This window comes from Nonomuraea muscovyensis (genome assembly GCF_014207745.1).
Classification (GTDB): domain Bacteria; phylum Actinomycetota; class Actinomycetes; order Streptosporangiales; family Streptosporangiaceae; genus Nonomuraea; species Nonomuraea muscovyensis.
Genome location: NZ_JACHJB010000001.1, coordinates 3,094,074 through 3,117,362 on the forward strand (window position 1 = coordinate 3,094,074; position 23,289 = coordinate 3,117,362).

Consider the following 23,289-nt stretch of genomic DNA (forward strand, 5'->3'; position numbering starts at 1 on the left):
CCTACTCCCAACGGAAGAATCTGGCCGCCGCCAGGCTGATGACCAGCGCGTACGCGGCCAGCACGGCCATCAGCACGGGGCTGGGGAAGCCGCCCGCCCAGACCTCCTGGAGCGCCTGCCGGAAGGCGCCCAGAGGAGTGTATTCCCCCACGTTCTTCAACACAGCGGGCATCAGATGCGTCGGCTGGATGAGCCCGGCGAGGTAGGCCATGGGGAAGTAGAGCAGCACGCCGATCCCGTTGGCGGCCCGGCCGTTCGGCGCGAGGGCCGCGATCAGCAGCCCGATCGCGAACATCGCGGCCGTGCCGAGCAGGAACGCCACCGTGAGCGCCAGGGCGCCCGAGGGCACGTGGGCGCGCAGGACGGTGCCCGCGACGGCGACCAGCAGTCCGCAGGCGGTCAGCGCCAGCACGAGCTGGAGCGCGAGCTGCACCGTCAGCAGGCTCGCCGGCCGCACCGGGGTGGTGGACAGCCGCCGCAGGATGCCCCGCTCACGGTAGGTGGCCAGGGTGGTGGGGAGCTGGTAGAGGCCGACCAGGCCCACGGCGATGGCCAGGGACATCGGCAGCAGCACCGTGTCGCCGGGCGTGATCGAGCTGCCGAACACGACGAGGATGAACAGCGGGATGAGGATCGTGAACATCGCGCCGGGCTCGCGCGCCAGCAGCTTCAGCTCGACGGTGGTGAGTTTGGCGAGGGCGCTCATGAGGGGTCTCCGAAGGGGCGGCCGGTCAGGGCGATGAAGGCGTCGTCGAGCGTCCGCCTGCCGATGCGCAGGTCGGCGACGAGAAGCTGGTGGCGGGCCAGGGCGGCGGTGACGGCCGTGGCGAAGTCGCCCCGCCCGGTGACGACCACCTGGTCGCCGGTACGGGTCACACCGGACACGCCCGGCAGGTCGCCCAGCAGGGCGGCCGGGTCGACGGCGTCGGTCATGAGGGTGAAGCGCATCTGGTGTTCGGCGTCCACCCCGTCGATCAGGCCGGTCGGGGTGTCGATGGCGACGACCCTGCCGCGGTCGAACACCGCGACCCGGTCGCACAGCTCCTCCACCTCGTCCATGAAGTGACTGACCAGGACGACGGTGACGCCGCTGTCGCGCACCTGCTTGATGACCTCCCAGGTGGCGCGGCGGGCCTGCGGGTCGAGGCCCGTCGTCAGCTCGTCGAGGAAGGCTACCTTCGGGCCGCCGACCAGCGCGAGGGCGATGAACAACCGCTGCTTCTGGCCGCCCGACAGCTTGCCGAAGCGGGCGTTGCGCTTGTCGGCCAGGCCCCACTGCTCCAGCAGCTCGCGCCAGTCGCGCGGGCGGGCGTAGAAGGAGGCGTACAGGTCGAGCGCCTCCCAGACCTTGATGTTCTCGGGGAGCTGCGTGTGCTGGAGCTGCACGCCGATCACCTCGCGCAGCCGGCGGCCGTCCCGCACGGGGTCGAGCCCGAGCACCCGGACCGATCCGCCGTCGGGCCGCCGCAGGCCCTCCACGCACTCCACGGTGGTGGTCTTGCCGGTGCCGTTCGGGCCGAGGATGCCGAAGATCTCGCCGTCCTCCACGGAGAACGACACCCCGTCCAGGACCGTCTGTCCCGCGTACCTCTTCGTCAGGCCGGTGACGTCGATGACTGCCATGGATCAAGCATCCGGCGCGGACCCGCGCGGCGAATCGACCCACCGGCCGGAGTTCGGTGGGTGGGCGGCTGAACCGGGAATCCACCGATCGGTGGATGGCGCGGCGCCGGCGATTGGTGAGAAGTTGGTCGAAACCTGTCCATCAACTGATTGAGCGACCCCGCGGTCGGACCTAGGGTCGGCCGCGTGAGTTCACGGGAGAGCGGCCAGCGGGAGATGATCCTCGAGGTCGCCACCAGGTTGTTCGCCGCGCTCGGCTACGACGGCACGTCCACCCGTCAGATCGCCGAGGCCGTCGGGCTGAACGTCGCCACGGTCAGCTACCACGTAGGCAGCAAGCGCGAGCTGTACCTGGCGGTCATGGAGCGGGCATTTCGTGGCTTCGCCGACGAGATGGAGGACGCCACGCGGGAGCTGACGGCCGCTCCCGGCGAGGCGAAGGTGGTGGCGCTGCACCGGCTCCTCGACCGCTACATCGACTTCTGCGCCGAGCACCCCGAGTTTCCGGCCCTGTGGATGCATCGCTGGCTCGCCGACGCCACCGACGTGGCGGGGCTGGAACCGGTGTACGTCCAGCCGCTCGCCCAGTCCGTCATCGACTCCATCGCGCCACTGAACGTGGGTGACGCCGATATGGACTTCACGGTCATCTCGATGATCTGGTGCATCCACAGCTTCGTGCAGAGCGGAGTGTACGACAAGTCGGGCGAGCGTCAGGGCCCCGAGAACCCTCGCGCGCTGGCGCGGTTCCGCGCCCACATGCACACGATGATCCACCGGACGCTCGGTCTGCCCGGGGAGCCTCCCCGGGTCTAGAAGATGCGGTACGTGCGGCCGCAGTTGTCGGACTTGCCCGCCCAGCAGGTGTACGTGTAGATCTTCTTGATCCCGCGCCCGCTCCAGGTGCCGACGACCTTGCCGTCCCACGACTTGTTGAACGTGTGCCAGGCGCCGTTCTGGTAGTACCTGAACCACACCCAGCCCTTCTTGCCGCCCGCCTTGTCCACGCCGTACCACTTCGTGTGGACCTTGCCGCCGCTCTTCCACGTCCGGCCGAACGTGTAGGCCTTGTGGTCGCTGGAGAAGAACTTGCCCCAGGTGACGACCTGCTGGGACGCGGTCGTGGTGGCCGTCGTGGTGGTGGCCGCCTGGGCGGCGGGGGTGAGGGCGAGACCGGTGACGGCCATGGAGCCGGCCAGGGTCGCGATGGCCAGGGTCTTGCGCATGGGTTCCTCCTCGGGTGCTGCCGGTTTCGTCCGGCAGCACGGACATTACGGAGCCCCCGGAGGATCATCTGTGTAGGAATCCACACAGCAAGGGTGACCAGCGCCACACAACCCGATACCGGGATTCGGCGTCCTAAAAGGGTCACTTACGGATCTCTCACATGAGACCATGACCACGGTTGGCGATCATGCCAACACGCTGTCATGACCTCAGGTCAGGCTGTGAGGCCTGGCCGCCCCGAGAAGGATGGAACGCATTGCGTAAGCACGCCAAGGCTCTTGCCGTGGCCGCGCTCTTCGGAGCCGGCACGATTCTGGCCCACCCCGCCCCCGCCCTGGCCGCCGGCTACACCCCGGAATCCGCCTGCGCCAAGGAGTCCGGCCGCGGCGGCTGGACGCACGTGGCCGACAACATGCGGACGCTGAAGAACGGCGGCTCCACGTGGGGGCACGTCTGGCTGATGTGGAACCGCGGCCTGCAGAAGAACTGCGTCGTGGTGATCAAGACCGCCTATGCCGGGACGCCGACCTACACCCAGGCGATCCTCAAGATCAAGGGCGGCGGCGCCTACCGTGACCCGGGCACGCTGACCGCGAAGAAGTACCGCTACTACGCCGCCGCCATCGGCTACGGCAAGAAGCAGTGTGTCGACTTCGAGGGCCACACCACCGACACGCGTAAGGACTTCGGGATCGCCTCGGCCAAGCGCGGCAAGTGGGGCAACTGCGGCTGATCCGCCAGCCTCACCACGCCGCCACCATGCGGTGCCCTCCCGGGACCGGCCGTCCGCGAGCGCGGCCGGCCCGGGCGGCACCCGCCACGACCTGACGCGAACTTGGCCCGGTGTTGACGACGGGCCAGGGCGTGCCCCCGTGATCGCCGTTGACCTGCGGCTTAGCGTCGCGATGGGGTCGCCCGTGCGGGGCGGCCACGGTCGAAGGGGCCCGTACGCATGCTCATCCGCTCCCGGTTGCGCCGCTCGCTCGTCCTCGCCGTCGTCCTCGCGGCCGCCCTGCCGGCGGGGGCCGCCCGTGGCACGGCCGCCGATCACCACCGGACGGACCCGGCCGCCGAGGGCCGGCTGATCCCGCGGAACGTCACCTGGGCCGGGCACTACGGCCGGACGGTCCACCTGCGCCACGACGGCGTGTTCGAGGGCCGCACCTCCACCGGCGCGTTCCGCGTGCCGTACCAGATCACCGCGCCCTCGGAAGCCGGGCGGGGCAACGGGACGGTCCTGGTCGAGCCGTCGCACTTCTCCATCGGGCTCGGCGCCCGCGACGTCTACCTGCGGCCGCGTCTGCTCTTCAGCCGCGGTTTCGCCCACGCCGGGATCGGCTGGAGCACCGCCGACTTCGGCCCCGGGCAGAACCTGCGCGTCCTCGACCCCCGGGCCCCCGGCGTCTTCGTCCGAGGCGGCACGGCCGAGGGCGGCGGCCGTACCGATCCCGAGATCGTCACCGAGTTCGCCCGCGCGCTGTCCCGCGACCCGGTCGCCCGCCGGATCCTCGGGGAGGCCGCCAGGAAGTACGTCACCGGCTTCTCCGACTCCTCCGTCCCCGTGCTGGACCTCGTCACGTCGGGACGGGCGCGGGGCGTGTTCGACCTGGCGCTGCCGTTCACCACCGAGGGGGCGGACCCGCAGCCCGCCCTGCTGGCCGGGCGCTACGACGGCAGGCTCGTCATCCTCAACTCCGAGGCCGAGGACTCCGCCACCCTCGCCGACCGCGGCGTCGTCCCCGACCGCTACCGCGTCTACGCGGTCGCCGGCAGCCCGCACGTGCCCGACCACCTGGACATCTCGTCCTTCGCGACGCGGACCACCCCGGCCGGTTGGGAGCCCGCCCTGCGCGCGCACTTCCTCCAGGCCGACCGCTGGGTGCGGCACGGCGACGCGCCCCCGGCCTCCTACCACCTGAAGACGGCGGGCGGCGTCATCGCCCGCGACGCCACCGGCAACGCGCTCGCCGTGGACGCCCACGGCCGCCCGGTGCCCCGCCCGCCGTACGTCGAGCTGGGCGAGGCCCGCTACGTGACCGGGTTCGTGGGGAGCTACGACATGGTCAGGAGCATCGGGGAGCTCGGCTTCACCGGTCACGCCGGGTACCTCGCGGCCTTCCGCGGCAAGCTGCTGGCCCAACTCGCCGCCGGCCACATCACCCGGGAGGAGGCCGCCGCGATGCGCGCCCGCGCGGCCCTGTGCCCGCCGCTCACGTACACGCAGACGTATCGCGACCACTACGCCGACTTCGTGGCGATGCGTCCCTGCGCCTCCGCCTGACGGCCCTTCCTGCCCAACGGCGCCAGCAGCGCGAATCCGGTCACGGCCAGCGTGCAGGCCAGGATGACGAGCTGCACGCCGTACTCGATGCCCTGGGTGGGCAGCAGCCGGTGGCCCATGTGGAAGCCGGTGTGCACGCCGACCGCCATCCACAGCGCCCCGCCGCGCACCAGGGCCGCCGCGCAGGCGAAGCCCAGCGCGCTCGCGGTCACCAGGTAGAGCAGCCGCTCCGTCACGGTGTCGGCGGGGCTGGAGGAGAGGATGTGCAGGGCGCCGAAGACGACCGACACGATGATCAGCACGGCGCGGGGCGACAGGCGGCCCGACAGCGTGTCCTGCAGGTGGCCGCGCCACAGCAGTTCCTCCGGGAACGCCTGGCCGAGCACGATGATCGCCATCGTCAGGGGCATCATCGGCAGCACCGGCGCGACCGTCTCCTGCCACGGGGCCCAGACGGCCGCACCGAGCGCCACCGACAGCGCGTTGCCGGCGAGGCGGCCGGCGGGCAGGAGGCGCTGCGGGTGATCGCCGCGCGGCGCCCCGACGTGGCGCTGGTCGACATGCGGATGCCGGGGATGGACGGCGTCGAGCTGATCACCCGGCTGGCCGCCGAGCAGCCGCGGGTGGCCGCCATCGTGCTGAGCACGTTCGACGAGGACGACTACATCTTCGGCGCCCTGCGCGCCGGCGCCACCGGATACCTGCTGAAGGACTGCTCACCCGAGGACCTCGTCTCGGCGGTCCACCGGGTGGCGCGCGGGGAGACCGTGCTGGGCAGCCCGGTGGCCGCCCGCCTGGTGGCCGAGCTGCGGCACGCCCCGCCGCCGGCCGCGACCGCCTTCCGCGGCCAGGAGCTGCTGTCGGCCCGCGAGGTCGAGGTCGCCAGGATGGTCGCCGCCGGCGCCGCCAACAGGGAGATCGCCGCCCGGCTGTTCATCACCGAGGGCACGGTCAAGAACCACGTCTCCAGCGTGCTGCGCAAGCTCGCTCTGCGCGACCGCATCCAGCTCGCCCTACGCGTCAAACCATAGCCCTCACCTGGGCTGACGCCGAGCTTAGGGCGGCCGGGGGGCGGGAAGGGCACCCCCGAGGAGGCTGTCATGGTGACTTCACGGAGCATCTTCCGCCGCAAACCGGTCGAGCGGATCGCCACCGAACACGAGGGGGAGCTCACCCGCACGCTGGGCCTGTGGCAGCTCACCGCCATCGGCATCGGGGGCATCATCGGCGCCGGCATCTTCGCCCTCGCCGGCGCGGTCGCCAACCAGACGGCGGGCCCGGCGGTGCTCATCTCGTTCCTCATCGCCGGCGTGGCCAGCGCCGCCGCGGCCTTCTCCTACGCCGAGTTCGCCGGGCTCATCCCGAAGGCCGGCTCGGCCTACACCTACGGGTACGCCGTGCTGGGCGAGATCGTGGGCTGGTTCATCGGCTGGGACCTGCTGCTGGAGTACACCGCCATCGTCGCCGTCGTGGCCATCGGCATCTCGGGCTACTTCGGCTTCCTCGTCCAGCAACTCGGCGTCGAGGTGCCCGCCTGGATGCTCGGCGCGCCCGGCACCGGCGAGGGCCACGTCGTGGACCTGTTCGCGGTGATCCTCTGCCTGCTCATCGCGTACCTGCTGAACCTCGGCATCAAGAGCGCGGCCAGGTTCGAGACGTTCGTGGTCGCCATCAAGGTCGCCGTGGTGCTGCTGGTGATCGTCGTCGGCTTCTTCTACATCAACACCGCCAACTACACGCCGTTCTTCCCGTTCGGGATCGGCGGGGCGATCACCGGCGCGGCCACCGTGTTCTTCGCCGTCTTCGGCTACGACGCGATGAGCACCGCGGCGGAGGAGTCGAAGGACGCCACGCGCCACATGCCCAGGGCGATCATCTACTCGCTGGTCATCTCGATGATCCTGTACGTGCTCGCCACACTGGTGCTCACCGGCATGCAGAACTACCGCGAGATCGACCCCGAGAGCGGCTTCTCCTCGGCGTTCGCCTCGGTGGGGCTGTCGGGGCTGGCGACAGTGATCGCCGTCGGCGCCATCGTCGGCATCCTGACCGTCATGTTCACGTTCATGCTGGGCGTGACCCGGGTGTGGTTCTCGATGAGCCGCGACGGGCTGCTGCCGCAGTGGTTCGCCAAGCTGCACCCCGTCCGGCGGGTGCCGACGCGCGTCACCTGGATCGTCGGCGTCGCCTCGGCCGTGATCGCGGGCTTCCTGCCCATCAGGGAGGCGGCGGAGCTGACCAACATCGGCATCCTGCTGGCCTTCGTGGTGGTCTGCCTGGCCGTGATCGTGCTCCGCTATCGCAGCCCCGAGTTGCCCAGGACCTTCCGGATGCCGGGGATGCCGGTGGTGCCGGCCATCGGCGCGGTCTTCTCCGTCTGGCTGATCACGTTCCTGGCGCCGGAGACCTGGCTGCGGTTCGCCGTCTGGTTCCTGCTCGGACTGGTCATCTACTTCGCCTACAGCCGTCGGCACTCCGAGCTGGAGCGCGCCCCCAAGTCGCGGGAGTAGGGACCGCGCGGCCGAGTTGCGGGAAGTCGCCCCGGAAACTCCGCCGGAGCGGTTAGTGTCACTTCGGACACAAGGAGTGACGATGAGCAAGCTTGCGCGGGCCGTGGAGCTGAAGGCCGAGCTGGTCCACTTCGCCACCTCGGGCAGGTTCGGCCGCGAGCTGGACGCCGTGCTCGACCGCTTCTACGCGGACGGGCCGCCCGCCGACGAGGCCGCCGCCTTCCTCCCGGTCGACTTCTTCGCCCACCAGCACGAGCTGTCCGGCGGCGGCACGGTCATCGACCGGTTCCTCGCCGAGGTGCCCGGCCTCGACCGGGCCGACGTCGAGCTGCTGACGAGCTGGAAGACCGTGGTCGAGGGCGTGTACGAGGTGCGGGCCGTCGACGGGGCGGCCGCGCTGTTGTTCAACCTCGTGGACGAGCTGGTCTACCGGGCCTTGTCCAACCGCGGCGACGACGCCTTCGGCGAGCTGGAGCCGGGCATGTTCGTGGTGGGCCGGCTGATCCCGCTCGGGGGTGACTGGCTGCTCAGCGGCACCCCGGCGGTGCACGGCGCCGCCGCCGGCGACACGCTGACCGGTGTCGCGGCGCACCTCGCCCTCGCCCATCCCGCCTGGGTGATGCGCAATCCCGTGCTGCTCGCCCAGGCCCGCCGGGCGCAGCGCGAGCAGCGGCGGTGCTTCGTCGAGTACTTCGGCGCCGACCTCGTCGTGCTGCCGGGCGCCGACGTGGCCGCCATGACGCGCGGCTACCTCGCCCACCAGACGGCGCGGCTGGGCGGCCCCCCGCCCGCCGAGCCCGACCTGCCCGAGCACCTCGCCGAGGCCGAGACCGTGGCGCTGATCTTCGACGCGGAGCGGGGGCTCGGCTACTACGCCGACTTCGGCAGGCTGGAGCGGATCTTCGCCGACCCCCGGCTGGTGGTCAGGCGCGAGCACCGCGACCTGCTGACCGCCTACCTGCGCGGCGACGCCGTCTCGCCCGTGCCGCTCGAACGACTGGCCGAGCGGGACCCCGGCAAGGCGGGCGAGGTGTTCGCGCGGCTGCTGAAGCGCGACGGCTTCCAGTGGGAACGCAGCGGCGAGCTGCTGCTGCGCACCCACAAGCCCGGCCACTACAGCGGGCCGCCGCTGCCCACGGTCACTCCGGTGACGGCCGCCATCGCCCGGCACCTGGGTCTGCCCGCCGCGGCCGTCTCGGGTTAGGCGACCGGCTCCGGGAGCGGGGCCCACTTGTGCGGCGCCGGATGGGGTCCGCCACGCTCATGGAGCGCCACGGTCGAGCGCGACGCCTTCGTCTTCGTGACCCCCTGGGACGACCACAGCTTCAACGCCGTGCTCAAGGACGCCCTCGACCACCTCCACCAGGAGTGGCGGCACAAGGCCGCCGGCTTCGTCAGCCAGGGCGGCGTCTCGGGCGGCACCCGAGCCGGTCAACGGCCTGCGCCGGGTGGTCAGCACGCTGGACGGGCTGGCCAAGCTCACCGGCGCGCTGCGCCCCATGCGGCTCGCGGCGGTCTGCGCCATGCCGCCCGCGCGGCGGGCGGGCCGGTCAGCGCTCCTCGTCGTCGTCGACGAGGTGGTCGAGCACGCGGTTCACGGCGTCGCCCAGCGGGCGCAGCACCTCGGTGATCGCGTGGGTGAGCGGGGCGAAGATCTCGCTCACCTCGCCCAGCAGGTCCGGCTGTTTGTTCTCCGGAGGCGTCCAGCGCATGGCGTCGGCGCTCAACGTCTCCCATTCGTCGACGACGCCGTCGATGGCGTCGAGCACGTGATCAGGATCGCGCGACATGACCGTTCTCCAAAGCGCGGGAGTCGGACATGCCCACGGTACCTCCGACGCCTACCCCGGGCCCGCACGGGCCCGGGGAAGGCCGGATCGGCCGCGACGAGCTCCACGGCCTTCCTCACGGGTTCGGTCCCCTCACCCTTGACGTCGGCGGCCAGGGCCACGAGGACCAGGGTGCGCCCGCCGATCGAGGCGACCAAGGGCCGGACGTGCACGGTGCGCACCGGTCGCACCAGCTTGACGGTCCACGTCTCCTCGCCGGTCAGGAGGTCGGTCGCGGTGAGGGCGTTGGTGTAGTCGGCGGTCGTGGTGGTGCGCGTGGTGGTGACGCGGAACGAGTGCCGTTCCCAGACGACGGGGGTGGTGGTCGGCGAGCCGTCCGGCTCCAGCGCCATCGGCCCGATGCCGTGGGCTGCGAACCTCACCGGCGGATCGAACCGCGCGGGCGCGGGCGCGGTCGCCGTGGCCGTCGGGGACGCCGTGACGGTGCTCGGGGGTCGCGGGCTGCTCCGCGCCGGCCGCGCGTCGCCGCCGCAACCAGCCGACGTCACGGCCAGCAGGAGAACGAGGAGCACGGGCGCCTTGGCTCTGGAATCCGTGGACACGCACACCAGCCCTCGGTCGGATCGCATGGGTACGACGTCATCCTGCGGTGGCCGATCTTCCTTGTCGTCAGCGCAGGGCGCAGTGTGTGTTGGCGATGAGCGCAACCCCGCCGCGGATCACCGGCCGTCGAGGGCTTCCGGGCTAGGCGGGGATCGAGACGCCCACGCCGCCGCGGGTCCGGCCGCCGTACCTCTGCTTGTCGGCGGCGAGGTCGAGCGGGCGGATGCTGGTGCGGCCGGCGAGCACCCGCTCGTCGATCAGCGAGGCGGGCACCAGCCACGACACCTCGAACTCCAGGCCGTCGGGGTCGTGCGCGTACAGCGCCTTGGTGGTGGAGTGGTCGGACGCGCCGGCCAGCGCGCCCATCTCCCGCAGCTTGACCGCGACGCGCTCCAGCTCGTCGAGCGTGTCCACCTCCCAGGCCAAGTGGTAGAGGCCGACCGAGGTCCGCCCGGCGGGCGAGGGGGCCGCCCCGGCGCCGATCTCGAACAGGCCCAGGTCGTGGTCGTTGGACGAGCCGGCGGCCTGCAGGAAGGCGGCGCCCGGCATGCTCATGACGACCTCGAAGCCGAGGGCCTCCCGGTAGAAGGCGACGCTGCGCTCCACGTCGCGGACGTAGAGGACGGCGTGGTTGAGTCGCTGAACCGGCATGACGATCCCCTTTCCCAGGATGTATCCACAAGTATATGAGAGTTCAACTAAAATGCCATCCATGACCCGATGGCTGGACGACGACGAGCAGCGGACCTGGCGCGACTTCCTCGCGGCCACACAGCTCGTCCACGAGGCGCTCGACCGCCAGTTGCAGCGCGACGCGGGCATGCCGCACGCCTACTACATGATCTTGGTGGCGCTGTCCGAGTCGCCTGGACGGCGCATGCGGATGAGCGAGCTGGCCCGGCGCGCCCAGTCCTCGCAGAGCCGCCTCTCGCACGCGGTCGCCCGCCTCGAAGAGCGCGGCTGGGCGCGCCGCGAGCGCTGCCCGGAGGACCGGCGCGGCAACATCGCCGTGCTCACCGAGGAGGGCTTCGACGCGCTGGCCGCCGCCGCGCCCGGCCACGTCGAGGAGGTCCGCAGGAGCCTGTTCGACGTGCTGACGCCCGAGCAGCGGAGCGCCCTGAGTGAAATCTGCGGGGCGGTGCGGAACACGCTGGAGGGTTAGCGCGAAACTGTCGGTGCCACGTCGTACGGTTCTCCGGGAAGTCGGTCTGGACGTCGGGGGGTCGGGATGCGTGACACGGACGAGGCGCTGTTCAGGGCGGTTCACGGGATCGCGGGGCGGTTGGCCGGCCAGCCGGTGCCCGTGGTGATGGACGCGCTGTGGCGCCAGTTGCCCAAGGCGCCGGGGCTCGACGCGGTGGAGATCCGCCGCATCGCCGAGGAGATCAGCGTGGGGCGTGACCCCTCGGGCTTGTGATCCGCCTGCCCGCTCGTGCAGCATTCGGAGCATGGGTAGCGTTAACACTCACCGTCCCCTCCACGGCCGGCCGGGCGTGGCCGCATGACACTGGTCGCGGGCGTCGACTCCTCGACGCAGAGCTGCAAGGTCGTCATCCGTGAGGCGTCCACCGGTCGGCTCGTCCGCCAGGGCAGGGCCGCCCACCCGGGCGGCACCGAGGTCCACCCCTCCCACTGGTGGGCCGCGCTGCTGCGCGCCATCGAGGAGGCCGGCGGTCTCGACGACGTCGCCGCCGTCAGCGTGGCCGGCCAGCAGCACGGCATGGTCTGCCTCGACGAGTCGGGCCACGTGGTGCGCGACGCGCTGCTCTGGAACGACACGCGCTCGGCCGGCGCCGCCGCCGACCTGGTGGCCGAGCTGGGCGGGCCCGGCGCCTGGGCCGAGGCGGTGGGCAGCGTGCCCGTCGCGTCGTTCACCATCACCAAGCTGCGGTGGCTGGCCGAGCACGAGCCCGACAACGCGCGCCGCACGGCCGCGGTGTGCCTGCCGCACGACTGGCTCACCTGGCGGCTGGCGGGCGCGCTGCGGCTGCCCTTCGCGTCGTGGGCGGACGCGCCGCCACCGCCCCTCGACCTGCTGACCACCGACCGGGGTGACGCCTCGGGCACCGGCTACTGGTCCCCGGCCACCGGCGCCTACCGCACCGACCTGCTCAAGTCCGCCTTCGGCGCGGTGCCGCTGCTGCCCCGCGTGCTCGGTCCGGTCGCCGACGCCGCGACCCCTCCGCCCGGCGGCGCCACCGCCACCTCCGCGACCCCTCCGCCCTCCGGTGGCGTGACACCCTCGCCCGCCGGTGGTGACGGCCGGACCCGGATCGCGCCCGGCACCGGCGACAACATGGCCGCCGCGCTCGGGGTGGGGGCACGGCCCGGTGACGTGGTGGTGTCCATCGGCACGTCCGGCACCGTCTTCGCGGTCTCCGACGCGCCCAGCGCCGACCCGAGCGGGGCCGTGGCCGGTTTCGCGGACGCCACCGGCCGCTTCCTGCCGCTGGTGTGCACGCTCAACGCCGCCCGGGTCATGGACGCCGCCGCGCGCCTGACCGGCGTCGACCTCGACGGGCTCGGAGAGCTGGCGCTCCAGGCGCCGCCGGGTGCCGACGGTCTCACGCTCGTCCCCTACCTGGAAGGCGAACGCACCCCCAACCGGCCCACCGCCACCGGCTCCGTCCACGGCCTCACCCTGGCCACCGCCACCCCCGCCCACCTGGCGCGCGCCTCGATCGAGGGCATGCTCTGCGGCCTCGCCGACGCCCTCGATGCGCTCGCCCTGTCGCCCGAACGGGTGCTGCTCATCGGCGGCGGGGCCCGCTCGGAGGCGGTCCGCCGCATCGCCCCCACGATCTTCGCCCGCCCCATCCTCGCGCCGCCCCCGGGCGAGTACGTGGCCGACGGCGCCGCCTACCAGGCCGCCTGGCTCCTCGACGGCGAGGTCGAGTGGACGTCCCAGGAGGCGGTCGGCTACGAGGCCGACCCCGAACCCGGCGTGCGAGCCCGCTACGCCGCCACCCGCCCCCACATCCTCGACCGCCCCACCTGACCCGCCCCCAACCTGACCCCGCAGGCTTCCCGCCTCGAACGGCCCCATCCCCGCCGCCTCCCCGCCCGGTTCGGGCCCCGGCCGGTTTCCCCGTCTCAGGGAGACGCAGGACCTGCGGGCGACCGGTCTCCGCCCCGCACCCCCGCCCCCGCCCCCGCACCCCCGCCCCCGCCGACCCGGTGCCCCGCGCCCGCCGGCCCGGCGCCCCACGGCCGCCGACCCTGGGACCCCTAGGGGGTGACTCAGGGATCGGGTGGGGGCAGGCCGGATGGTGGGGAAGGGGGCGAGACGGGAGGGTTGGGGCATGAGCGGATTGATGGCGCGGGTGTCGCCGGGAATGTGGGCGTGGATCGCGTGCGCCGCGATCGGGTTCTCGGCCGTGGCCGTGGTGATCGGGCAGGTGGGCCCGGACCCGTACCTCGATCCGTTCAACGTGACCGTGAGCGAGTACGCCGTGGCCGACCGCGGGGGCGTCACGGAGGTCGCGATGGCGGTGATGGGACTGGGGTCGCTGGCGTTGCTGGCGGGGCTGCGCGCGGTGGGGGCGCCGGTGCGGGGGTTGCCCGAGCGGTTGCTGATGGTGTGGTCGGGGGCACTGGTCGTCGCGGCCGTAATCCCGACCACGCCGCTCGGCGCCGACATGACGCTGACCGCTCAGGTGCACCGGTACGTGTCGGTGGCGGCGTTCGTGAGCCTGCCGGTGGCGGCGGCGGTGCTGGTGCCGCGCCTGGGCGCCCACGCGGACTGGAAGCCGGTCGCGCGGGTGGTGGAGTGGCTGGCGCTGGCCGCCGGGTTCGGGGTGCTGGCGATGACGTACGTGGCGCTGCCGGGGGAGCGGGTGCTGATCGGGCTGGTGGAGCGGCTGCTGCTGGGCGCGGAGGTGGCGGTGCTGGGCGTCCTGGCCTGCTGGCTGGTCCGGCTGGCGTGGACCCGCACACACGCCACAAAAGCCGTCAATTTCCCGACATATCACAGATTTATCGCGAGTTGATCTTAAACCCGGCCGTTTCGGTGCTATTCTCTCCGGCGATCTTCTATCCGGGAGCAGGTACCAATGGCATCGGGCAGATCCATCAGATTCAAGATCGCGACGCTGCTCGTCATCCCCTTGGTCTCCCTGGTCGCCCTGTGGGGCTTCGCCGCGAGCAGCACGTTCGGTGACGCGTTCAACCTGCTGAGAGCCCAGACCATCTGGACCGGCGTGATCAACTACGCCGACGGCCTCGTCGGCAACCTCCAGGGCGAGCGCCTCGCCTCGGCCGAGCGCCTGGGCGGAGCAGTCCGCGACCCGGCACCGCTGGCCGCCGCCCGCGCGAAGACCGACCGGGTGCGCACCAAGCTCACCGAGTCGGCCGGCATGGAGAGCGTCCAGTCGGCCATGACCGCGGAGATGAACGACAGGCTCGCGGACGCCTTCGAGGCGATCGACCGGCTGCCCGACATCAGGCGGCAGGTGGACAGCGGCAAGATGACCGCCGCCGACCTGGTCACCGAGTACTCGGCGATCTCCGACGCGGTCCACATCCTCTACTCGTCCTTCACCATCAGCACCGACGTCGAGCTGGCCCGCCAGGCGCAGGGGCTCATCGCCGCCGACGAGGTGCGCGAGATGATGAGCCGGGGCAACGCCCTCATCGTGGCCTCCGACGGCAAGCTGTCCATGAAGGACGTGCACCTGCTGTCCCGGTTCGAGGGGGCGCGGCTGCACCTGTTCCCCGTGGCGATGGCCAACCTGGATGCCCAGACGCGCGCCCCGTTCGAGAAGATCGCCGCCTCCTCCCGCTACGCCACGATGCAGCGGGCGCTGGAGTCGTACATGTCGGGTGAGCCGGTCAACATGCAGATGTGGCGCGAGCTGGCCGACCCGGTGATGAAGGACTACACCGAGGCCGTCTGGCGCACCGGCGACACGCTGCTCGGCCGGATCGAGCCGGCCGGCGTCACGATCATCGTGCGCGCCGCGGTTGCGGGCGCGCTGGGACTGATCGCGGTCGTGTTCTCGATCATCATCTCCATCCGGGTCGGCAGGCGGGTCGCCCTGGACCTCGGCGCGCTGCGGCGCAGCGCGCTCGACCTGGCCGAGATCCGGCTGCCCGGCGTCGTGGAACGGCTCCGCAGGGGCGACCGGGTGGACGTGGAGGCCGAGGCGCCGCCCATCAAGGTGGCCGACAAGACCACCAGCGAGGTCGCCGACCTGGCGGCGGCGTTCGACAGCGTGCAACGCACCGCCGTGGACGCCGCGGTCGAGCAGGCCAGGCTGCGCGAAGGCGTCTCCGAGGCGCTGCGCAACCTGGCCAGGCGCAGCCAGTCGCTGCTGCAGCGCCAGCTCAGGCTCCTCGACGACATGCAGCGCGAGACCGAGGAGCCGGAGGCGCTGGAGCGGCTGTTCAGGCTCGACCACCTGACCACGCGCATGCGCCGCCACGCCGAGGGCCTGGTGCTGCTGTCGGGCGGCTCGGCCGGGCGCCGCTGGCGCGGCGTCATCCCCGTCGAGGACGTGCTGAACGGCGCCGCCGCCCAGGTCGAGGAGTACACCCGGGTGCGGGTCTACCCCATGCCCGAGTACGGCTTCGCCGGCACCGCGGTGGCGGACCTCATGCACCTGTTCGCCGAGCTGATCGAGAACGCCACCACGTTCTCCTCGCCGGGCAACGAGGTGTCCGTCCGCGGCGAGCTGGTCGGCCGGGGCTTCGCCGTCGAGGTCGAGGACCGGGGCCTCGGCATGCCGCCCGAGATGCGCCAGGTGGTCAACGAGCGGCTGGCCAGCCCGCCCGAGTTCGACCCGTCGCAGACCGAGCAGCTCGGCTTCGCGGTGGTCGGCATGCTCGCGGCCCGGCACGGCATCTCGGTGACGGTCAAGCCGTCGCCGTACGGCGGGACGAGCGCGATCGTGCTGGTGCCGCCGACGCTCGTCGAGATGCTGCCGATGCCGCTCGACATGCCGGAGCTGGAGTCGGTGTCCGTCTCGGTCCTCAGGAACGAGATCCCGGGCATCCACGACCAGACCACCGGCGCCAACGGCACCGGGACCAACGGCGCCAACGGGACAGGGACCAACGGCACCAACGGCGCCAACGGGAGCGGCGGCGCCGAGCAGCCGACCGGCCCCGGCGGGCTGCCGCGCCGTGTCCGCACCTCCAAGCGGACTACGGCGCAGCAGCAGGACACGGGACTGCCGCGCCGCCAGCGGCAGGCGAACCTGCCGCCGCAGCTCAGGCAGCCGCCCGTCGCGGCACCACCGGACGAGCGCTCGCCCGAGGAGACCAGGGCGCTGCTTTCGTCCCTTCAGTCAGGCTGGCAGCGGGGGCGCCAGGACAGCGACCAGGATGGGGGATCTCGATCGTGAGCCGCGAGCACGAGTGGGTCGACGAGGAGGCCGGACCTGTCGTGCGGCCGTACGCGGTCGCCCGGGGCCGCACCAGGTCGTCGGCCACGTCCGAGATCGACCTGCTGGCGAGCGTCGTCGCGAGCGGGCTGCCGGCGCCGGCGAAGGCCGAGCTGAGCGTCCAGCACCGGCGGCTGCTCACCGGCGCCGGACAGTCCAGGCCGGTGGTGGAGCTCGCCGCCGAGCTGGACCTGCCGGTGGGCGTGGTGCGGGTGCTCCTCGGCGACCTGCTGCACTACGGGCTGGTCACGGTACGGCCGCCGGTCCCCAAGAACACGGCGGCCACCGAGAACCTGCTCCGCGAGGTCATCAACGGCCTGAAGGCCCTGTAGGAGGACCGCCGGCTCAGCTCGCCGTGGTCAGCGTGCGCAGGGAGTGCTCGACCAGGGTCACCATGACCTCCTTGGCCGAGGTGCGCCGTCGCACGTCGCACAGCAGCACCGGGACGTCGTCGTCGAGGTCGAGCGCGATCCGCACGTCGTCCACGCTGTGCTGCTGGGCGTCGTCGAAGCAGTTGACGGCCACCACGAACGGCGTGCCGCGCTGCTCGAAGTAGTCGACCGACGGGAAGCAGTCGGTCAGCCGGCGGGTGTCGGCGATCACGACGGCGCCGAGCGCGCCGTAGGACAGCTCGTCCCACATGAACCAGAACCGTTCCTGCCCGGGCGTGCCGAACAGGTAGACCACCAGCCCGTCGCGGATGGTGATGCGGCCGAAGTCCATGGCGACGGTGGTGGTGGTCTTGGCCTCCACGCCGTCGATGTCGTCAACGCCGATCCCGCGCTCGGAGAGCACCTCCTCGGTGCGCAGCGGCTTGATCTCGCTGATCGATCCCACCAGGGTGGTCTTGCCCACGCCGAAGCCCCCGGCGATGAGAATCTTCAGCGCTACGGGGTCCTCAGAGAGCCCGGAGTCCATTGATCACTTCCTTGAGAATGCCCGAACTCGGACGCGGCCTCGCCGCTGAGGGGGACGTCACCGAGATCAGGCCGTGGTCACGCATGTCGCCCAGCAGCACCCGGATGACGCCGATGGGCAGGTCCAGCTCGGAGGCCACGTCGGCCACCGAGATCGGGCTCCGTGCCATCCGCAGGATCGTCTGCTGCTCGGGGCCCAGGTCACTCGGCACGTCGCCGGGCGGCTCATCGACGACGCGTACGGTCGCGATGAGGTCGAACATGTCGCCTGAAGACCTCGTACGGCCGCGGATGAGAGCATAGGGCCGGACGACCGGCCCCGCGTCGTCATCGAGCCACTGCGGGGTCTCCGTCATGAGGTGGCCGCTCGCGGATTGGTCGAGATGTGCTGCCCGACCCGCTTGACGAGCATCGCCATCTCGTAGGCGATGTGGCCCACGTCCACGTTGGCCTCGGCGATCACGGCCAGGCAGGTGCCCTGCCCCGCCGCGGTCACGAAGAGGAACGCCGACTCCATCTCGACGATGGTCTGCCGGACGTCCCCGCCGCCGAAGTGACGCCCGGTGCCGCGGGCCAGGCTCTGGAAGCCGGCGGCGACGGCCGACAGGTGTTCGGCGTCCTCGCGGCTGAGGGCCTTCGAGTAGCCGACCGCGAGGCCGTCGGTCGACAGGATCACCGCCTGCCGCACCGCCGCGACCCGGGTCGTCAGGTCGTCGAGCAGCCAGTTCAGCTCACCGGTGTTGGTCGTCGGCACGGTCATGCCTCCCCCTCTTCTTGTGCTTCTTCTCGGGCGCGTTGGGTTCCCCGTTGGAACGCGGAGAACAGATCGCGTACCTCGTCGGGAGAGCGTTCGGTCTTTTCCTCCGGCTCCGGCTCGGGTGGCGGCTCCGCCCTGAGCTGGGGTGCCAGGTTCGCCTGCCGTACCCGGGTGGGCAGCCCGGCGTGGGTGCCGCCGCTCACGCCGCCCCCGCCGCTCAGCACGGCGAGCGCTTTCTTCCGGGTACGGGTGGGCAGCGCGGACACGCTGTCACCTTCCTTCCTGGCGCGGGCGGCCGGCTCGGCCGCCGCGTCCTCACCGCTCCCGGCGCCGCCGGTGCCGTCAGCACTGTCACCACTGTCGCCGCTGTCGCGCCCGCCGCCGGTCGTGGCACGGGTCCGGCTGGGCAGCGCCGGCGGGGTGTCGCCGGCCGTGAGCGCGGGCTGCTCGGTGACGAGCCGGCGCGGCGCCAGGACGATGGCCGTGGTGCCGCCGAAGGGCGAGCGGCGCAGGAGCACGCTGACGCCGTGCCGCTGGGCCAGCCTGGCGACCACGAACAGGCCGAGCCGGTCGCTGTCGGCCAGGTCGAACTCCGGCGGGTTGGCGAGCAGCGCGTTGAACGCGCCGTACTCGGCCTCCGACAGCCCGAGCCCCCGGTCCTCCACCTCGATGGCGTAGCCGTTGCTCACCATGTCGCCGCGGACCACCACGGGGGCGTCGGGCGGGGAGTAGATGGCGGCGTTCTCGACCAGCTCGGCGACCAGGTGGGTGAGGTCGGCGGCGACGGCGCCGTCGATGGCTCCGGCGGGCATGGCCTCGACCGTGATCCGGGTGTAGTCCTCCACCTCGGCGATGGCGGCGCGGACGATGTCGAGCACGGGCACCGGCTTGCGCCAGGCGCGGCCGGGCTCGGCGCCCGACAGGATGATCAGGCTCTCCGCGTGCCGCCGCATGCGGGTGGTCAGGTGGTCGAGCCGGAAGAGCTCCTCCAGCCGGTCAGGGTCGTGCGTGCGGCGCTGCATGCGGTCGAGAAGCTGGAGCTGGCGGTGCAGCAGCCCCTGCTTGCGCCGGGCGAGGTTGACGAACACCTGGCCCACGCCACGCCGCAGCTCGGCCTGGCCCACCGCGGCCTGTACGGCGGTGCGCTGCACGGAGCCGAACGCGCGGGCCACGTCGGTGATCTCGGCCGAGCCGCTGACCTTGAGCGGCTTGAGCTCCTTCTTGACGTTGACGTCCTCGCCGCTGCGCAGCCGTTCGACGAGGAGGGGCAGCCGCCGTTCCGACAGGTCCAGGGCGGCCGAACGCAGCCCGGCCAGCTCGGCGCCGAGGCGGCGGCCGAACCGCACGGAGATGACGATCGAGGCGAGCACGGCGATCAGCCCGATGCCGCCGGCGACGGCGATCCGCCCCATGATCGCGATGGCGGCGTCGGTGGTGCGGTCGGCCAGTTCCTGGGTGGCGGACATGCCGAGCCGGTCGAGCTGGGCCATGACCTGCCCGGCGGAGGCGTTCCAGGCGTCGCCGTCGGGCGGCGGCGCGCCGGTGGCGACGATCCTCGCCTCCATCAGGCCGAAGCTGCGGAAGGTCGAGCCGGCGAACACCTTCTCGTACGGCTGGCGCAGCGCCAGGTCGAGCCCGGCCGTGCCGCGGGTGTGCAGGAACGAGCGGGTGGCGGCGTACTCGGTGAAGGCGGCCGCCTCGGCCTCGGTCAGCTTGCCGTCGATGAGCGCGCCGCTGATGAGGGCGTGCTCCCTGGCGATGACCTCGCGGGCGTTGCCCATGGCCTGCATGGCGGCGGCCTGCTGGAAGATGGCGAGGTCGGGGAGGGAGACCATCTGGTCGTAGACCCTGAACAGGGAGTCGAGCACGCGGTTGTAGGCGTTCAGGGCGGCCAGGCGGGTGCTGCGGCCGTTGTCGATGTCGGAGCGGATGGCGCCGAGCCGGTCGAGTTCGCGGTCGAGCGCGCCGAGGGAGGCGCGCAGGGTGCCGTCGAGGGCGCTGCCGGCTTCGGTGGAGGCGCGCTTGTAGGTGGTGACGGCCCGGTCGGTGCGGGTCCGCTGGGCGCCGAGATCTTCCGTGAGCTGGCGGGTGGTGATGGCGACCGCCGACCGGGCACGCTCGGCCTGAAGCTGCAGCCCCAGGTCCGTCGAGGTGATGCCGACCGTCTGGTAGATGGTGTTGGCCCGCAACAGGGCCTGGCCGTCGCCCACGGTGAGGTTCAGCACGAACCCCCAGAGCGCACTCAGAGACAGGAGGGGTAGCAGCAACAATAAGAAGATCTTGAACCGAATTGACCGGTTACGCGAGCCCATGTCCCAACCTCGAAGTCGAGGGGCATTTCCACCTTTGTGTAAATACACCTCCGGAAGATCGCATAGGAGACTAGCACCGTTTAAGGTTCCGGCGCAGTGGGAGGAACGGGATGATTAGTGTGATTACTGGTGCCAGCTCCGGCATCGGCGCCGCCGCGGCGGCGGGGCTTTCGCGTGCGGGGCACCGGGTCGTGCTGGTCGGGCGGGACGGGCGGCGGCTCAAGGAGGTGGCCGGCGCGCTGCCCGGCCCCAAGGGCGAGGTGCTGACGTGCGATTTCACGTCCCTGGAGGACGTGCGCAGCCTGGCGTCCCAGGTGCGCGACCGCTACGAGCGCGTGGGGGTGCTGGTCAACAACGCCGGTGTGATGAGCCCGAAGCGGCGGACCACCTCCGACGGGCACGAGCTGATGGTTCAGGTCAACCATCTCGCCCCGTTCGTGCTGACCCGTACTCTGGCCGAGCACGTCGACCGGATCGTGACCACCTCCTCACGGGCGGGCCGCACCGGCAAGCTCGACGTCACCGACCTGTCGCGGGAGCGCCGCAGGTGGAACGGCTGGCTCCAGTACGGCGACACCAAGCAGGCCAACGCCCTGTTCACCGTCGCCCTGGCCGCCCGCGGGCTGGCCGCCACCTGCTTCCACCCCGGCGTGATCAGGACCGGCTTCGCGTCCGACGCCCTGCTCATGCGGCTCATGCTCGTGGTGCCCGGCTACGCCAAGCCACCGGAGTACGGGGCGCGCCGGCTGACGTACCTGGCCACGCACGAGGACGGGCTCCGGCACGCCGGGCGCTACTTCGACGGGGAGCGGCCCGCCGAGGTGCCCGCCACCATGTCGGACCCGGACCTGGCCGAGCGCCTCTGGCAGGCCAGCGCCGCCGCCGCCGACGACACCCGCGCCTCGACGTCGTGAGCGGCGCACCGTAGGCGGCCTCACCCCAGCAGCTCCGCCACGGCGCGGTAGGCGGCGGTGACGGCGGCGTCGGCGCGGGCGGCCGGGACCGCGTCCGAGCCGGCGATGGCGATGCGTCCGAGGCGCCGCCGGGCGGTGTCCGCCGGGAACGGGCCGTCGGGGTAGAAGTCGTGCCACGGCCGGCAGTACTCGGGCGCGTACCCGTGCCCCCACCGGTGCACGGTCACGGCCTCGATGTCGGCGGCCGGGTCGAAGCCGCCCGGCCCGAGCAGCCGGGCGAGCTGGTCGCGGATCGTGTACTCCAGATGGCCGTACGGGGTCCTGAGCAGCGCCCGGCGGCCGGCGGCGGCGCCCCGGGCCGGGCCCAGCTCCGACTGGCACGGCGTGGCGACCAGGTGGACGGTGATCGGCTCGCCGGGATCCCGGGGGCAGTCGTAGTCGGGCGCGCCGACCGGCTGACCCAGCTCCGACAGGCACCAGTAGGCGCCCGTCCAGCGCACCCGGTGCACCCCGGCCCGCCGCCAGGCCCGCCAGTCGCGCACCTGCACGGTGGCCTCCAACAGCGGGATCTTGACCGTCTCGGAGAGCGCCGCCCGCTGCGCCTCCGGCAGGTCCTGGACCACGTGGGGCACGACCACGGCCCAGCAGGCCATGACGACGGCCCCCGCGCCGACCGTGCGGACGCGGTGGCCGTCGAAGTAGGCGACCGTGGCCGAGGTGGCGTCGCCGGGGTCGCCGTCGTTGCGCACCGACACCACCGGGCTGGACAGCCGGAACCGCACCCGGTTGCCCGGCACGTCGAGCCGCCCGTAGTCGTAGCGGGCCGTGGTGACGCCGTCCATGGTCGTGGCCGTGGCGAAGCCGGGGATCATCCGGCCCACCATCATCCGCACCAGCGCCTGCAGCCCCTCGGGCAGGCAGGGGACGTCCTGGTCGCCGGCCCACTCCTTCTTCACGGTCGGCGAGCAGAACCGTGAGGGCTTGTCCGGGTCCAGCCCCAGCCCCTGGAACCCCGGATAGCCGCAGCCCCAGGCGTCGATCGCGCCGAACGCCCGGGCGTCGTAGCCCCACCGGGCGTTCGGCAGCGTCCGGTGGAACAGCTCCACGTCCGGGTGCACCCCGCACACGTCCATCAGGAAGTCGGAGTAGGTCATGCCCGCCAGCCGCTCCTCCTTCTCCTCGACCGGCAGCTCCGGCCACCAGTCGGGCGGGTTCGTGACCAGCCTGAGCAGGTCCCGCCGCGCCTGGTCGGCGAGCGGCAGCCGCCCGGTCCACCGCTCGGGCGGCGTGCCGGGGACCATGCGGTGCAGGCCCTCCACGGGGAACGTCTCCCGATCGCACATCACGCCCTCGTGCAGCCCCAGTCCCGGGTAGAGCCCCTCGTCCACGTGGCGGCGCAGCCGCTTCACCTCGACGCCGAGCCGGGCCAGCAGGTCCTTGCCCTCGGGGGTCCACGTCTCGGGCGACGCGAGCACCCGCGAGCCGCCCTGGCCGATCAGCGCGCCCTTGCGGCCGGGCGGCCGGAACTCGGCCCGTCGCGCCTGGCCGCCGATCTCGTCGTGGTTGTCGAGGATGAGGACACGGGCCCGCGGCTCGTGGCGCAGCCACTCGTAGGCGGCGCTGACCCCGCTGACGCCGCCGCCGACCACCACCAGGTCGTAGTGCTCGCCGGTCGGCTCGGGGTCCCCCGCGTGCTCCCAGAAGCGGCCGTCCCGGAGGGCGTGCGGGACGGCCAGCGAGTCGGCGGTGTCGCCGCGCAGCCCGGTGCGGCGCGGCGGGAACGCGTCACCTTCCTGGGCGGGGGCCCGGCGCCGGCCGGCGGCGTGACCGGTCGCGGCTACCGTGCCGACAGCCGGGCCGATCGCGGCCACCGCGACGCCGTCGAAGAAGTCGCGGCGCGAGATCGGCCGGCTCATCCCGAGGTCGCGCGCGTGGCGCGGGTCGATGTCGCCCATGCCGAGATCCTGCGCGC

General features: G+C 72.3%; 25 protein-coding genes and 1 pseudogene. 14 read left to right on the plus strand and 12 right to left on the minus strand.

What is annotated here, in order from left to right; all coding sequences use genetic code 11:
• Position 1 precedes the first annotated feature (1 nt).
• Both FHU36_RS14700 and FHU36_RS14705 read right to left on the minus strand, forming a co-directional pair.
• Positions 2–706 (minus strand): ABC transporter permease, encoded by a 705-nt coding sequence (locus tag FHU36_RS14700; protein WP_185084229.1) that lies wholly within the window; start codon positions 704–706, stop codon positions 2–4.
• A complete protein-coding gene (locus FHU36_RS14705; protein WP_185084230.1) occupies positions 703–1,623 on the minus strand; it encodes an ABC transporter ATP-binding protein in 921 nt (306 codons plus the stop codon). Before FHU36_RS14705 ends, FHU36_RS14700 begins: the two co-directional genes overlap by 4 nt.
• A gap of 186 nt (positions 1,624–1,809) precedes the next feature.
• On the opposite strand from FHU36_RS14705, the gene FHU36_RS14710 reads away from it, so the two are divergent.
• On the plus strand, positions 1,810–2,439 hold the full coding sequence (locus tag FHU36_RS14710; protein WP_185084231.1) for a TetR/AcrR family transcriptional regulator: 630 nt from the start codon (positions 1,810–1,812) through the stop codon (positions 2,437–2,439).
• Here FHU36_RS14710 and FHU36_RS14715 read toward each other — a convergent pair.
• Complete coding sequence (locus FHU36_RS14715) at positions 2,436–2,849, minus strand: hypothetical protein (protein ID WP_185084232.1); 414 nt, start codon at positions 2,847–2,849, stop codon at positions 2,436–2,438. The genes FHU36_RS14710 and FHU36_RS14715 overlap by 4 nt on opposite strands.
• A gap of 257 nt (positions 2,850–3,106) precedes the next feature.
• Between FHU36_RS14715 and FHU36_RS14720 the strand changes: the two genes are divergently transcribed.
• Entirely contained in the window at positions 3,107–3,583 is a 477-nt protein-coding gene (locus FHU36_RS14720) for a hypothetical protein (RefSeq protein ID WP_185084233.1), read from the plus strand.
• A gap of 219 nt (positions 3,584–3,802) precedes the next feature.
• Positions 3,803–5,131 (plus strand): alpha/beta hydrolase domain-containing protein, encoded by a 1,329-nt coding sequence (locus FHU36_RS14725; protein ID WP_185084234.1) that lies wholly within the window; start codon positions 3,803–3,805, stop codon positions 5,129–5,131.
• Here the strand turns inward: FHU36_RS14725 and FHU36_RS14730 are convergent.
• Positions 5,089–5,604: a CPBP family intramembrane glutamic endopeptidase gene (locus FHU36_RS14730; protein WP_312891593.1), complete on the minus strand. Its 516-nt coding sequence runs from the start codon at positions 5,602–5,604 to the stop codon at positions 5,089–5,091. The two genes, FHU36_RS14725 and FHU36_RS14730, sit on opposite strands and share 43 nt — an antisense overlap.
• 9 nt (positions 5,605–5,613) lie before the next feature.
• On the opposite strand from FHU36_RS14730, the pseudogene FHU36_RS14735 reads away from it, so the two are divergent.
• The 4 genes and pseudogenes from FHU36_RS14735 to FHU36_RS14750 form a co-directional block, all read left to right on the plus strand.
• Positions 5,614–6,162: pseudogene (locus FHU36_RS14735) on the plus strand (response regulator); the annotation flags it as partial.
• 69 nt (positions 6,163–6,231) lie between these two features.
• On the plus strand, positions 6,232–7,641 hold the full coding sequence (locus FHU36_RS14740; protein WP_185084236.1) for an amino acid permease: 1,410 nt from the start codon (positions 6,232–6,234) through the stop codon (positions 7,639–7,641).
• Between the two features lie 82 nt (positions 7,642–7,723).
• On the plus strand, positions 7,724–8,845 hold the full coding sequence (locus FHU36_RS14745; RefSeq protein WP_185084237.1) for a hypothetical protein: 1,122 nt from the start codon (positions 7,724–7,726) through the stop codon (positions 8,843–8,845).
• A gap of 27 nt (positions 8,846–8,872) precedes the next feature.
• On the plus strand, positions 8,873–9,271 hold the full coding sequence (locus FHU36_RS14750; RefSeq protein WP_185084238.1) for an NADPH-dependent FMN reductase: 399 nt from the start codon (positions 8,873–8,875) through the stop codon (positions 9,269–9,271).
• On the opposite strand, the gene FHU36_RS14755 is transcribed toward FHU36_RS14750, so the two are convergent.
• The 3 genes from FHU36_RS14755 to FHU36_RS14765 form a co-directional block, all read right to left on the minus strand.
• Positions 9,192–9,410, minus strand: coding sequence for a hypothetical protein (locus FHU36_RS14755; protein ID WP_185084239.1), 219 nt, complete (start codon positions 9,408–9,410; stop codon positions 9,192–9,194). The two genes, FHU36_RS14750 and FHU36_RS14755, sit on opposite strands and share 80 nt — an antisense overlap.
• Entirely contained in the window at positions 9,365–10,060 is a 696-nt protein-coding gene (locus tag FHU36_RS14760) for a hypothetical protein (RefSeq protein WP_185084240.1), read from the minus strand. Before FHU36_RS14760 ends, FHU36_RS14755 begins: the two co-directional genes overlap by 46 nt.
• A 115-nt stretch (positions 10,061–10,175) precedes the next feature.
• The gene (locus FHU36_RS14765; RefSeq protein WP_185084241.1) at positions 10,176–10,685 is read right to left on the minus strand and encodes a VOC family protein; all 510 of its coding nucleotides are present in this window, start codon (positions 10,683–10,685) and stop codon (positions 10,176–10,178) included.
• A 61-nt stretch (positions 10,686–10,746) separates the two neighbouring features.
• Here FHU36_RS14765 and FHU36_RS14770 point away from each other — a divergent pair, with 61 nt between their 5' ends.
• The 6 genes from FHU36_RS14770 (at position 10,747) to FHU36_RS14795 (ending at position 16,749) form a co-directional block, all read left to right on the plus strand.
• Complete coding sequence (locus FHU36_RS14770; protein ID WP_221495891.1) at positions 10,747–11,196, plus strand: MarR family winged helix-turn-helix transcriptional regulator; 450 nt, start codon at positions 10,747–10,749, stop codon at positions 11,194–11,196.
• A gap of 66 nt (positions 11,197–11,262) precedes the next feature.
• Positions 11,263–11,451, plus strand: coding sequence for a hypothetical protein (locus tag FHU36_RS14775; protein WP_185084243.1), 189 nt, complete (start codon positions 11,263–11,265; stop codon positions 11,449–11,451).
• An 84-nt stretch (positions 11,452–11,535) separates the two neighbouring features.
• Entirely contained in the window at positions 11,536–13,032 is a 1,497-nt protein-coding gene (xylB, locus tag FHU36_RS14780) for a xylulokinase (RefSeq protein WP_185084244.1), read from the plus strand.
• A gap of 304 nt (positions 13,033–13,336) precedes the next feature.
• Entirely contained in the window at positions 13,337–14,023 is a 687-nt protein-coding gene (locus FHU36_RS14785; RefSeq protein ID WP_246502045.1) for a DUF998 domain-containing protein, read from the plus strand.
• A gap of 63 nt (positions 14,024–14,086) precedes the next feature.
• Positions 14,087–16,378, plus strand: a complete 2,292-nt coding sequence (locus FHU36_RS14790) for a sensor histidine kinase (RefSeq protein WP_185084245.1) — start codon at positions 14,087–14,089, stop codon at positions 16,376–16,378.
• Positions 16,375–16,749: a DUF742 domain-containing protein gene (locus tag FHU36_RS14795; protein WP_185084246.1), complete on the plus strand. Its 375-nt coding sequence runs from the start codon at positions 16,375–16,377 to the stop codon at positions 16,747–16,749. Before FHU36_RS14790 ends, FHU36_RS14795 begins: the two co-directional genes overlap by 4 nt.
• Before the next feature lie 13 nt (positions 16,750–16,762).
• Here FHU36_RS14795 and FHU36_RS14800 read toward each other — a convergent pair whose 3' ends face one another.
• The 4 genes from FHU36_RS14800 to FHU36_RS14815 are packed head-to-tail and all read right to left on the minus strand — an operon-like array spanning position 16,763 to position 20,358.
• Positions 16,763–17,335, minus strand: coding sequence for a GTP-binding protein (locus FHU36_RS14800; RefSeq protein ID WP_185084247.1), 573 nt, complete (start codon positions 17,333–17,335; stop codon positions 16,763–16,765).
• A complete protein-coding gene (locus FHU36_RS14805) occupies positions 17,316–17,690 on the minus strand; it encodes a DUF742 domain-containing protein (protein ID WP_185084248.1) in 375 nt (124 codons plus the stop codon). The genes FHU36_RS14800 and FHU36_RS14805 overlap by 20 nt, the downstream gene beginning before the upstream one ends.
• Complete coding sequence (locus FHU36_RS14810; protein WP_185084249.1) at positions 17,687–18,094, minus strand: roadblock/LC7 domain-containing protein; 408 nt, start codon at positions 18,092–18,094, stop codon at positions 17,687–17,689. Before FHU36_RS14810 ends, FHU36_RS14805 begins: the two co-directional genes overlap by 4 nt.
• Positions 18,091–20,358, minus strand: a complete 2,268-nt coding sequence (locus tag FHU36_RS14815) for a sensor histidine kinase (RefSeq protein ID WP_185084250.1) — start codon at positions 20,356–20,358, stop codon at positions 18,091–18,093. Before FHU36_RS14815 ends, FHU36_RS14810 begins: the two co-directional genes overlap by 4 nt.
• 155 nt (positions 20,359–20,513) lie before the next feature.
• Between FHU36_RS14815 and FHU36_RS14820 the strand changes: the two genes are divergently transcribed.
• On the plus strand, positions 20,514–21,317 hold the full coding sequence (locus FHU36_RS14820; protein WP_185084251.1) for an SDR family NAD(P)-dependent oxidoreductase: 804 nt from the start codon (positions 20,514–20,516) through the stop codon (positions 21,315–21,317).
• 20 nt (positions 21,318–21,337) lie between these two features.
• Here FHU36_RS14820 and FHU36_RS14825 read toward each other — a convergent pair whose 3' ends face one another.
• Entirely contained in the window at positions 21,338–23,272 is a 1,935-nt protein-coding gene (locus FHU36_RS14825; protein WP_246502046.1) for an NAD(P)-binding protein, read from the minus strand.
• Positions 23,273–23,289: the final 17 nt, after the last annotated feature.

Bases quoted from the DNA above. Each gene is read 5' to 3' on its own strand.
- FHU36_RS14725 (WP_185084234.1), top strand. From the start codon at position 3,803: ATGCTCATCCGCTCCCGGTTGCGCCGCTCGCTCGTCCTCGCCGTCGTC.
- FHU36_RS14810 (WP_185084249.1), bottom strand. From the start codon at position 18,094: ATGACCGTGCCGACGACCAACACCGGTGAGCTGAACTGGCTGCTCGAC.
- FHU36_RS14715 (WP_185084232.1), bottom strand. From the start codon at position 2,849: ATGCGCAAGACCCTGGCCATCGCGACCCTGGCCGGCTCCATGGCCGTC.
- FHU36_RS14705 (WP_185084230.1), bottom strand. From the start codon at position 1,623: ATGGCAGTCATCGACGTCACCGGCCTGACGAAGAGGTACGCGGGACAG.
- FHU36_RS14785 (WP_246502045.1), top strand. From the start codon at position 13,337: ATGAGCGGATTGATGGCGCGGGTGTCGCCGGGAATGTGGGCGTGGATC.
- FHU36_RS14805 (WP_185084248.1), bottom strand. From the start codon at position 17,690: ATGACGGAGACCCCGCAGTGGCTCGATGACGACGCGGGGCCGGTCGTC.
- FHU36_RS14745 (WP_185084237.1), top strand. From the start codon at position 7,724: ATGAGCAAGCTTGCGCGGGCCGTGGAGCTGAAGGCCGAGCTGGTCCAC.
- FHU36_RS14775 (WP_185084243.1), top strand. From the start codon at position 11,263: ATGCGTGACACGGACGAGGCGCTGTTCAGGGCGGTTCACGGGATCGCG.
- FHU36_RS14825 (WP_246502046.1), bottom strand. From the start codon at position 23,272: ATGGGCGACATCGACCCGCGCCACGCGCGCGACCTCGGGATGAGCCGG.
- FHU36_RS14820 (WP_185084251.1), top strand. From the start codon at position 20,514: ATGATTAGTGTGATTACTGGTGCCAGCTCCGGCATCGGCGCCGCCGCG.
- FHU36_RS14740 (WP_185084236.1), top strand. From the start codon at position 6,232: ATGGTGACTTCACGGAGCATCTTCCGCCGCAAACCGGTCGAGCGGATC.
- FHU36_RS14790 (WP_185084245.1), top strand. From the start codon at position 14,087: ATGGCATCGGGCAGATCCATCAGATTCAAGATCGCGACGCTGCTCGTC.
- FHU36_RS14700 (WP_185084229.1), bottom strand. From the start codon at position 706: ATGAGCGCCCTCGCCAAACTCACCACCGTCGAGCTGAAGCTGCTGGCG.
- xylB (WP_185084244.1), top strand. From the start codon at position 11,536: ATGACACTGGTCGCGGGCGTCGACTCCTCGACGCAGAGCTGCAAGGTC.
- FHU36_RS14800 (WP_185084247.1), bottom strand. From the start codon at position 17,335: ATGGACTCCGGGCTCTCTGAGGACCCCGTAGCGCTGAAGATTCTCATC.
- FHU36_RS14770 (WP_221495891.1), top strand. From the start codon at position 10,747: ATGACCCGATGGCTGGACGACGACGAGCAGCGGACCTGGCGCGACTTC.
- FHU36_RS14760 (WP_185084240.1), bottom strand. From the start codon at position 10,060: ATGCGATCCGACCGAGGGCTGGTGTGCGTGTCCACGGATTCCAGAGCC.
- FHU36_RS14765 (WP_185084241.1), bottom strand. From the start codon at position 10,685: ATGCCGGTTCAGCGACTCAACCACGCCGTCCTCTACGTCCGCGACGTG.